The following is an 11,673-nucleotide window of genomic DNA, read 5'->3' on the forward strand; positions in this document are numbered from 1 at the left end:
ATTAAAATTTAATGATGCCTTCATCGTCGGCTACCTGATCTAAACCCAGCAGCTCATCCAGCTCCTTATAATCCAGTTTGCCATTGAGACCAAAATCTGCCGGGGTCACTGCTTTCTCTTTTTGGGTTGTACAATGGTCTATGAGTTCCCTGAGGTGATGCATGTATTCCCGTACTAACCGGGTGACCGTTTCGCCCTGGAATTGTTCAGGAGAATAGCTCCAGGAAAGGCTGAACACATCAGCGGCAATGCCAGCTTTCAGTACAAACTTTTCTCTCGTGAAATAATCAGGATCAATATGCTCTCCGGATGGCTCAGTAGCAGCTTCAAACCAGCTACCTGCATTGATCACATTGTCCATCTGTCCCAGGTAGTTAAAAACAATGTCCCAACAGTTGGATCGGAGACTGTGTCTGATAGCAGGCTCAGGGTGCAGGTAACGCAGTGCCCCAAATCCCATCCCCTTATCAGGAATATTACGCAGCTGCTCTTTTACGGATTTGATCGTATTGCCTATGCTGTCATCGTCGGCTATTTCGAGCAATACAGGATATTTATTGGTAAACCATCCTACTGTATTGGTGATATCAATACCCGGGAATATATTTTCTCTTCCATGGCCTTCCAGACCAATAATAACCTGAGGATTTTTCCGCCAGCTACTGATGGTCATACCCAGGGCACAGAGAAGAATATCATTGATATCTGTATTATATGCGAAATTTGTTTCTTTCAGCAATCGCGCTGTATATTCAGGACTCAGGCGCATATCTATAGCGACCAGCTCACTTCGTCTGGAGAGATGGCCATTTAATGCAGAGGACAACGGCTGATGGCTATTGCTTACTTTCTGCCAGTAATCCTTTTGTGTAAGCACCTGTTCTGTCTGCGCATAATCCGTCAGGGCATTCACCCATTCACGGTAGGAGCTGGTCTTCAATCCAAGGTCCAATTCCTCAGTTGCAGAATATGCATCCAGCAAGCTTTGCATTTCATCGATCAGGATCCTCCATGAAACACCATCTACTACGAGGTGGTGTGCTACTATGAATAAGCGGTCTGACGGCTCCGTATGTGGGGTGCGGAACAATATAAACCGGATCAATGCACCTGCTGTAATACTAAACTCTCTCTGCACCACGCGACAGGCTGTTGTAATTTCCTCCAGCTGGCTCAGCTCCATTATTTCCAGCTTCCCTTTTGTAGGGCCATAGGTTTGTTCTTTCCCATCATAATAAAACCTTAATGCATCGTGCCGATCCACCAGTACTTTGATGGCCCGCCCAAGGTCTTCCTGGCGAATAGCTTTATTGACCTGCAGCAAAACGGCCTGATTAAAATGAGAAGGATTCGGTTGTTCCTGCTCAAAGAACCATTGCTGAATAGGTGAGAGCAAAGCGGAGCCCGTCAGCAGGCCTTGCTCTGCTACTACGGTAGCTGTATTATTTTGTTCAATTAAGAGGGCCAGTGCAGTGATGGTCTGATGATCAAACAAATCCTGTACCTGTAGTTGATAGCCTTTTCGTTTGGCTTTGCTGACTACCTGTATTACGATTATAGAATCTCCTCCCAGCTCAAAGAAGTTATCGTTCACACCTATCTTATCTGCTTTCAGGAGCGATTCCCATATGGTCACCAGCTCTTCTTCCACTTTATTACGAGGTGCCAGATATGTTTTACCCCGAACAGTATCACCCGCAATATCCGGTAAAGCTTTACGGTCTATTTTCCCATTCGGTGTCAATGGCATTTCCTCCAGCTCCATCATCAGGGATGGGATCATATAATCTGGCAGTACCGATTGCAGGTATTTCACTATACCTTCTTTATCAAAGGTACCCTCAGGTACGACATATGCTACCAGACGGTCTTCCCGGAACACCACTGCACACTGGCGTACCAGATCCGATGCTGACAATACTACCGCCACTTCTCCGGGCTCTACACGATAACCTCGTATCTTCACCTGATCATCTATCCGACCTAAAAAGAAGATCTCGCCTTCGGCATTTCTGCGTACCAGATCGCCAGTTCTATACAAGCGTCCCTGACCGAATGGATTGCTAATAAACTTTTCTGCTGTCAGGTCCTCACGATTCAGATAACCAGGAGAAATACCATCACCTCCTAATAACAGCTCTCCCGGTACCCCAATAGGACAAAGCCTCATGAAGCCGTTTACAATATAGGCTGTCGTATGGGAGAAAGGCTGTCCAATAGGTACACTGTCGTAAGTTCTGGATGGATCAATTCGATGTAATAACTTTCCGATAGTAGCCTCCGTCGGACCATAGTGATTGATGATCTGCAACGCAGGATGAATAGCCTTTATCTTTTCTATTACCCCTGATGATAATGCTTCACCTCCAAAGATGATAGTCCGGGCAGGTAATAATAATCCCCTTTCTGATTCCAGTGCACTCCAGTAAGAGGGCACCAGCTTTATACAATCAATGGAATGCCTGGCGAAATAATCATGTACCACTGCTGCATTCATTAAAGACGTTTTTGGCAACAGATGCAGCACACTGCCACTCAGTAATGCGCCAAATAAAACAGTATTTCCAAGGTCTGCCGACAAGGCGGACATTAAGGCAAAAGACCTGTTTTCATCAATACCTGTCCGTGCCTGCAAACCGAAATAATAATCAACAATATTCCTGTGAGTGATCTTAACACCCTTTGGCTGTCCGGTAGTACCGGAAGTATATATCACATAGGCAAGGTCCTCTCCCCCTGGCTGTTCAAGACCCCCTGCTACTGTTGTTGTTTCCTCAAACTGAATATCTATCGAAAACACAGGTACAGACAGGTCCATCACATCAAACAAACTCTCCGACACAATAATCAACGTCTTCATGCCCGTATCATTCACTATAAACGCCTTCCTGTCCTGTGGCAATCCTCCATCAACTGGCACATATGCTGCGCCTGCCTTCAATATACCCAGGATCGACACGATATACCAGCTGGAAGTTTCCATTAATATACCCACCCGATCACCCGCTGACAAATCATAGGTCTGTTTCAGATAACGCCCCAAACAATTCGCCTTTTCATCAAGCTCACTGTAGCTCAACGTTATATTTCCAAACACTACAGCAGTGGCATCCGGAGTCTTTTCCACCTGTTCTTCAAACAGGGTCAGGATATTGCAGGCTGCAGCCTTTTCCATCCATGGCAATACCTGCTCCTGTAATAACAGCTGTTCTTCTGCCGGATCCAGTATATTCAATGCATGGATCGCCTGCATATGATTGTTTACCACACCTTGTAATAGCATCTCATAATGTGATTGCATGCGTGCGATAGTGGCCGGCAGGAAAAGATCCCTGCAATAGTTTATGGTAACAGCAATACCCAATGCTGTCTCCTGAACAAAGAAGGTCAGGTCGAATTTGGCAATTACATTATGCTGTGGAAGGGGTTGGATGCTCACATCTCCTAAACTGTGAATGGATATATCTTCATTATTATTCAGTACGAACAATGCCTGGAAGATAGAGCTACGGCTTTTATCACGCACATTTTCTACAGCATCTACGACCTTCTCAAAAGGAACAGTGATGTGCTCATACGCCGATAAAGTAGTATTCTTCACACGTGCCAGCAGATCCGTAAATGAGGGGTCTCCAGCAAGGTCTGTTCTTAGTGCCAGCGTATTTACAAAAAATCCTATCAGCGGTTCTATTTCCTGTTGTGGCCTGTGGGCGACTGTAGTGCCCACACAGATATCTGTCTGCCCGCTATACCGGTATAGCAATATTTTATATACAGAAAGCAACAGCATAAACATGGACACGCCCTGCTGCTGTGCCAGTAACTGCAACTGCTCACTCAGGCCCTTAGCGATCATGAAACTATGATCGGCTCCTTTTGTGCTTTGTAATACAGGACGGGGAAAATCAAGCGGCAGATGCAATGGAGCCAGTTCCTGTAATTGTTCTTTCCAGAAGGACAGCTGTGCATCCAGCAATTCTCCGGACAAATATGCCCGTTGCCATAATGTATAATCTGCATACTGAAGAGGTAACACTGGCAATTGAGAAACGCGTTTCTCTTTGCCTGCACAATACAATTCCGTGAGCTCATTCACGATCAGCGATACAGACCATCCATCTGAAGCAATGTGATGCCTTACCAGTACCAACAAATAATCATCCAGCCCCAATTGCAACAAACGGGCGCGGATCATATGATCAGTAGAAAGATTAAAAGGTCTGGCTATCTCCTGCTCTATCAAGGCGGGCAGCTCATCCTCTGTAGCGGTGCCCACATCCAGTTTCCAGCCATCTTTGTCAAGTATTTCCTGATAACCGATGCCTTCCTCTTCCTTGAATACAGTGCGCAACGATTCATGGCGATTGACGATTTCCCTGAATGCTGATTCTAACAATGGTTTATCCAATGCCCCATTCAACCTGAACATGGAAGGCATATGATAATGGGTACTTCCCCTCAGCTGATCAATAAACCACAGCCTTTCCTGTGCATATGAAAGCGGGATCCGGGCTGGTCTTTCCTGCCTGATTAACGGTGGCAGCAAAGTACGCTGACCTTGTTTTCCTATAAAATCTGCCAGTGAGGCAATAGTGACATATTCAAAGAGATCCGTAATAGCGATCTCCATGCCCAGCTTTTTCCGGATAGCCGACAGCACTCTGATGGCCAACAACGAATGTCCTCCAAGATCAAAGAAGTTGTCATACACACCAATCGTATCTTTTTCCAGCAGCGATTCCCATATTACCACCAGCTCTTCTTCAATCTGATTGCGAGGTGCTGTATAGGTAGTGCTACGATCTGTAGCACCAGCAATGTCGGGTAAAGCTTTACGGTTTATTTTCCCATTCGGTGTCAATGGCATTTCGGCCAGCTCCATCATTAGAGACGGGATCATATAATCGGGCAGCGCCGATTGCAGATATTTTACTATACCATCCTTATCATAGGCGCCCTCAGGTACGATATAGGCAGCCAGACGCTCTTCCTGTACGACCACCGTACACTGGCGTACCAGCTCCGATGCAGACAATACCACTGCCACCTCTCCGGGTTCTACACGATAACCACGGATCTTCACCTGATCATCTATTCTTCCTAAAAAGAAGATCTCTCCAGCCTCATTTCTGCGTACCAGATCCCCTGTTCTATACAATCGGCCCTGTCCAAAAGGATTACTGATAAAGCTTTCTGCTGTCAGTGCCTCCCGGTGCAGATAACCAGGAGAGATACCATCACCTCCTATCAAAAGCTCTCCCGGAACGCCAACAGGACAAAGCCCCATGGATCCATTTACAATATATGTTGTAGTATGGGAGAAAGGCTTCCCTATAGGTACGCTGTCATAGGACCGGGATGAATCTATACGATGCAATAATTTCCCGATAGTGGTTTCTGTCGGTCCATAGTGATTGATGATCTGTAATGCAGGAGCGGCCCTCCTGATCTTTTCTACCACCGCCGGTGATAATGCCTCACCACCAAAGATGATGGTCCGGGCAGGTAATAATAACCCCCTGTCGGATTCCAGCGCACTCCAATGTGAAGGCACAATTTTAATACAATCAATGGTATGCTTTTCAAAATAATCATGCAGCACATCGGCATTCATTAAGTATGCCTTAGGCAGCAGATGGAGCTCCCCACCACTCAATAATGATCCAAATAAAACAGTATTTCCAAGGTCTGCAGACAAAGCAGACATCAAAGCAAAAGATCTGTTCTCTGCAACACCTATATGTGCCTCCAGGCCAAAATAATAATCAGTAATATTCCGATTAGTGATCTTTACTCCTTTAGGCTGACCAGTAGTGCCAGAGGTATAGATCACATAAGCCAGATCACTCATGGTCGCTCCCGGGCCGTCTGTTATTCCGGACACCGCTTCTTCCAGCTGCAGATCTATTGAAAAGACAGGCGCATTTACATCCATCACTTCAAACAAATGCTCTGATAAAATAATCAGCACCTTCACCCCTGTATCCTGTATAATAAAATTCCGGCGATCGGGAGGCAGGCTAATATCAATAGGTACATATGCTGCCCCTGTTTTGAGAATGCCTAATATCGATACCAAATACCAGTCAGCCGTATCCATCATAATACCTGCCAGATCATTTAGACCCAGCTGATAGTTATTTCGGAGATGACAGGCAAGTCTGTCTGCCTGTTCATTTAGCGCCTGATAGCTCCATTGCTGCTTTCCATACACTAGTGCTGTTGCAGCTGGTGTACGTACTACCTGATCTTCAAATAAGCTGATAACAGTACGATTGCCTGCATACTCATGCGGAACAGGCATGACGGGAGATAACAATTCTTCCTGCTCACCGGATCGTAATAACTGCAATGACATGATCTGTTGACCGCGATCCCTTACAACCGCCGACAGCAAGGTTTCATAATGCCCCTTCATGCGCTCAATCGTCTGGGGCAGGAACAGATCACTACAATAGTTAATAGTAATAGCAATACCTTCAGCTGTTTCCCTGGCGAAGAAGGTAAGATCAAATTTTGCGATCTCATGCTGCAACAAAACAGGGATCACACGCAGGTCTCCCAGCGAATGCACACTAGCATCTTCATTATTATTCAGCACAAACAGTACCTGAAACAATGAGCTACGGCTTTTATCACGATCCTTTTCTACTGCATCTACCACTTTTTCAAATGGCACGGCAATATGATCATATGCTGCAAGTGTATTACGCTTCACCTGGGCCAGGAGGTCTGTAAATGCAGGATTCCCATCAAGATCACTACGAAGCGCTACAGCATTTACAAAAAATCCGATCATCGCTTCCATTTCCTGCTGAGGCCTGTGAGCGATGGTGGTACCTACACAAATATCCGTTTGCCTGCTATATTGATATAACAACACTTTATATACAGACAGCAGCAGCATAAAGAGCGTCACGCCCTCTTCTGCAGCCAGTTCCTGCAATTGCCTGCTTACCTGGCTATCAACGATAAAACTTAGGCGTGCGCCTTTTGTACTTTGTATAGGAGGTCTTGTAAAGTCTGTAGGCAGGTGAAGCGGTGTCAACTCTGTAAGCGTCTCTTTCCAGTAATCCAGCTGTTGGGCCAGGATATCTCCACTCATATGCCTTCGTTGCCAGATCGCGTAGTCGGCATATTGAAAATCCAATAGTGGCAGTTCTTGCTTACCACTATAGAGTGAGAGGAATTCCTGTACGATCAGCGCCTCAGACCAACCATCCGCAGCAATATGGTGCATCACCAGTATCAATAAATGCTCCTGCTCAGTGATTTTTAATAAAGTAACTCTGAGCATATGATCACAGGAAAGATGGAATGGGCGGGTCACTTCGGCTGTAATGAATGGCTCCAGTTCTTCTTCTGCCAGTGATGCATCTATATAATTGATATGCCAGCCATCCAACGCCAGCACTTCCTGGTAAGGTATCCCTTCTTCTTCCTTAAAAACAGTCCGCAGTGGTTCGTGGCGGTTGATGATCTGCCTGAAACAGTCTTCCAGCAGGTTCACATTCAAATGACCCTCCAGTCTGAAAACGGACGGCATATGATAATGAGCACTTCCCATCAGCCGGTCTATGAACCATAAACGTTCCTGAGAGAATGATAAAGGGATATGTGCAGACCGTTCTTTCCTAACTACCTGTGGCAATAAAGGCTGTGCCGTTCTGCCCTGCACCAGTGCTGAAAGATCCCTGATGGTCGGGCTGGTAAAAAGATCTTTTACCGCCAGATCAGCATTCATCTCTTTCCTGATCCCGGATATTAATCGCATGGCGAGCAGTGAATGCCCACCCATGTCAAAAAAGTTATCGTCTATCCCTACTTTGCTGATATGAAATACTTCCTGCCAAATCTGCGCGATCCCGATCTCTACAAGAGTAGTAGGCGCAATATATACAGTTTGATTTTTGCTATGATATAAGAATGGGTCTGGCAACTTTCCCGGATCCAGCTTCCCATTTGCGGTAAGGGGAATTTCTTTTACAGGGATGAAAAAACCTGGTATCATATACTCTGGCAGGCGGGTGTGCAAATACTGTTTCAGCACATCTGCAGGGAATGTTTCGCTGGCTGTATAGTAAGCAGCAATATGCTTTTCTGCTGCCTGATCTTGCTTTACGACCACGATGACCTGCCCTATACCTTCATATTTTGCCAATTGCACCTGAATCTCTCCCAATTCGATACGGTTGCCTCTTATCTTAACCTGATCGTCCATCCTTCCCTGGTATTTCATATTCCCATCAGGAAGCAGGCATCCCAGGTCTCCGGTACGATAATATCTTTTAGGGCCAAAGAAATCCAGTGTTACAAACTTCTCAGCTGTCAGCTGCTCCTGCTTCCAATATCCCTGTGCCACCCCCCTACCAGCGATATACAGCTCTCCCGATACGCCAACAGGCAATAATTCCTGCCGCTCATTCAGCACCAGTACCTCCATATTCGCAATAGGCCTTCCTATCAGTATCAGCTGCTCATCAGGAGCGATTTCCTTTACAATGCAGCCTACAGTTGCTTCGGTAGGTCCATACTCATTATAGATCTTAATACCGGGAGCGATCCTTCTCAGGGTAGCTACCTGAGAGGGAAGCAATTCCTCCCCTCCTACAATAGCACATTGAATATTCGAATGCGACACCTCTACATCTGCCAACAATGAAATATGTGTAGGGGTTAATTTTATGGCATTAATGGCATTAGCTGGCGAAAAACAATACTGTAATTGTTCTATCAGACTCAGTTCGCTATCAGGACAGAAAAGCGTATGTCCTCTGCTAAGCGTAGTGAAAATAGAAGTAATCGTAAGGTCGAAACTAAGGTTGGTTAACAAAGGAAAATTACCTTCTTCCCCACCCCTGAAATAATAACCATTCGCCCAATGGATATAATTTGACAAATGCTTATGCAGCAGATGACAGCCTTTGGGCTTGCCGGTGGTACCAGAAGTGAAAATAAGGTAAGCAGTATCCTCAGGCCTGGCACAGATGAATTCCTGTTGCAAGGATCCTGAAGCACCTGCCTGTTCCAGCTGGTCAAGTGTCACGCCCAGCTTAGATGCTGGCAGCTCCCTGAGGGCGACCATAGCAGCAGCATCTGTGATAATACACTTACAACCACTCTCCTCTATAATTCCCTGTAAGCGCCCCGGTGGATTATTCCTATCCAATGGCACATAACCTGCTCCTGAAAACAAAATGCCCAGCAAAGCTACAGGTGTCTCTACACTGTTGTCCATCATGATGCCAACAAGGTCGCCCCGTTGTACCCCGATCTGTTGTATCAGCGCTGTTGCTACCTGCTTTACCCGGCCGCTGAGCATGCCATAGGTCATGCGCTTCTTTTCACTCTGTACAGCAATCGCATGCTCTCTTTCCTGGAACACAGTCAAAATTGCTTCAGGAATAGTGCTCAGGGAGAGTGTATCGTCGACGGTGTTATTATATTCCCCGATAAATGCCTGATCAAAGGTATTTACATAATACCGTGGCGTTAAAGTTTCTTCCAGCCTACATTTAAGGTCTTCACTGAGGAATGTAGCCATCTCCCTGTAGGAAGAGCTTCCCGGGAATACAAGTGTCGCCTTCCATGCATCATTTGTACGACTGATCCGCAATTTCAGGGCAGCTGTCGTTCCTTCGTTAAAAATAAGCGCATCCGTATCATCAAATTCAAACAGAAAACGGAAATCTTTTTGTGCTAAAGACACATAATAGTAATCATTCCAGTTCCTGGCTTCTTCCAGCCGCTGCCCAACAAGGACAGCCAGTTGCTGTACATCATCAGCTATATTTTCAGGAACCAAAAATGGATAATATCTGGAAAGAGGCCCTAATACAGCACTCAATTCTTCATAATACCGTCCATGTTCCAGACATCCGATAGTAAAAGGTGCATGGTCTGTATAGCGCGACAGGCTCTGGCCAAAGACCGCAATCAGTATTGCCTGTGGAGAAACCTTAAGGAGAACAGATAAAGCCTCTATTTTCGCGGCATTGAATGAAAAAGCTATCCTGGCAGCCGGCTCCACCGATGCTGCTGGTACAGGTACAGTAGCTGACACTTTCTCTCTAAGTTCCGTCCAGAATGCCAATGCTTCCGGATTCCCCTCCTCAATGACCTGTGCTTCCCATTCGGTATAATTGCCAAACTGTAAGATGTCAGCAGCATCGCTCAGAGTAGTATCTGCCTGAAGGATAGCTATCACTTCCTTACGTATCTCATTTGCAGAATAGGTATCCAGGATCAAAGGCAGTGCCTTCAGTATGATAGTATGCACTCCTGTATCCCTTTGCACGACGGCAATAGACAGGGGATGCTCAAGCGTTAATGTAGTTGTCGAAAAACAATCATTCCCAATGCCAGCGGCAGCTGCCACTATCTGAAAAGGGATATGTATGCCTTCCCGGAAAACAAAGGCTGTTCTCAGAAGATCGTGTCTGTCTGTTACAAGCGCCAATGTGGCTAATATCTGTTCTGTAGGGTAATCTCCCCTTATGTTCATCTCTATTTGAATGTTGCTGAGGCCACCGGACAACAGGCGCTCATAATCCAGCAACTGCTGTGCGGACAATTGAAACTGAGGCAAATTCATGGTCTTACAATACAATAGTGTGATGGGTCGTAATTATTTATCTCCCGCGGGTTCAATGATGGCAGTAGCAATCAGGCGACTGCCTTTATAGGAACTCCTTCCATGAGCGGCCAGCATATTGTCCAGGAATATGATATCTCCCTTTTCATAGAGGAAGGAGATCGTATTTTTATCATATGCCTGTTTCAGCTGCAGGTACTCTTCCATAATGATGTCTGTTCCATCTCCAAACAACGTATCAGTATGGATCAGATCTGCTGGCAATGGGTCTCCGGGACGAATACCCAATTCTTCATACCTGGAATATTTATTGAAGAAAAAGACGTGATTGAACCATGTCTCTTCATTTGATTGTGGATGGGTATATACAGCTTTCTTATTCCATTCTATCTCCAGATGATCTTCACTGATGAAAGTATATCTGATATCATTTTCATAACATACATCTTCAACAATCCTCCGGTCTGTAGTCTGGAAAACCTCCTGCCACGACATACCCAGTCCTTTGATGAGCTTTCGCCTGTATAATACTCCTTTATCCCGGAATTTCTGTACCAGCGCGGAAGGGATATCTGCAAGAATCTTTCGGGAATCGGCAATAGGGGTCTCTCCTCCTTCCTCTGCTACCTGCAGGCAACAGAACAGGATCTTCATGCCCCATGAACGGCTATAAGAAGATTCATTATGCAAATTGATCTTCTCTTCTTTAGGATAGACGGTTGAATTATATACATGCTTCACTTCCTCTTTCAGCTCATGCCTGGGGGAAGAACGAAACATATAAGGTAAGGGAGCGGTATCAAATATGCCTACAAAACGGCCAAAATCTTCCAGGCTCTGTATATCGAAACCTCTTAATAATACCCCTCCATACTTAAGCAAATCAGCGTCAAACTCGCTCCTGTTCTTTTTCACCCAATCCGCCAGGTCCACGCCTTTATACCGGGGCTTTATCACCAACGGGAATACCTGCTCTCTACTCAATGGGGATTTAACCACCAGCGACTGTCCATTGACAGTAGGAACGGACCTTGTCTGTATGCGTTTTAATTTGCTCAAATTATCCATACCATAGGGCT

Annotated in this window: 2 protein-coding genes; both read right to left on the reverse strand. The window is 45.6% G+C overall.

What is annotated here, in order from left to right:
• Position 1 precedes the first annotated feature (1 nt).
• A complete protein-coding gene (locus U0033_RS11785) occupies positions 2-10,594 on the reverse strand; it encodes a non-ribosomal peptide synthetase (RefSeq protein WP_072361450.1) in 10,593 nt (3,530 codons plus the stop codon).
• Positions 10,595-10,627: 33 nt separating this feature from the next.
• On the reverse strand, positions 10,628-11,662 hold the full coding sequence (locus U0033_RS11790; protein WP_072361447.1) for a TauD/TfdA family dioxygenase: 1,035 nt from the start codon (positions 11,660-11,662) through the stop codon (positions 10,628-10,630).
• Between the last annotated feature and the right edge of the window lie 11 nt (positions 11,663-11,673).

The organism is Chitinophaga sancti (genome assembly GCF_034424315.1).
In the GTDB taxonomy this organism is placed as follows: Bacteria; Bacteroidota; Bacteroidia; order Chitinophagales; family Chitinophagaceae; genus Chitinophaga; species Chitinophaga sancti.

Bases quoted from the DNA above. Each gene is read 5' to 3' on its own strand.
- U0033_RS11790 (WP_072361447.1), bottom strand. From the start codon at position 11,662: ATGGATAATTTGAGCAAATTAAAACGCATACAGACAAGGTCCGTTCCT.
- U0033_RS11785 (WP_072361450.1), bottom strand. From the start codon at position 10,594: ATGAATTTGCCTCAGTTTCAATTGTCCGCACAGCAGTTGCTGGATTAT.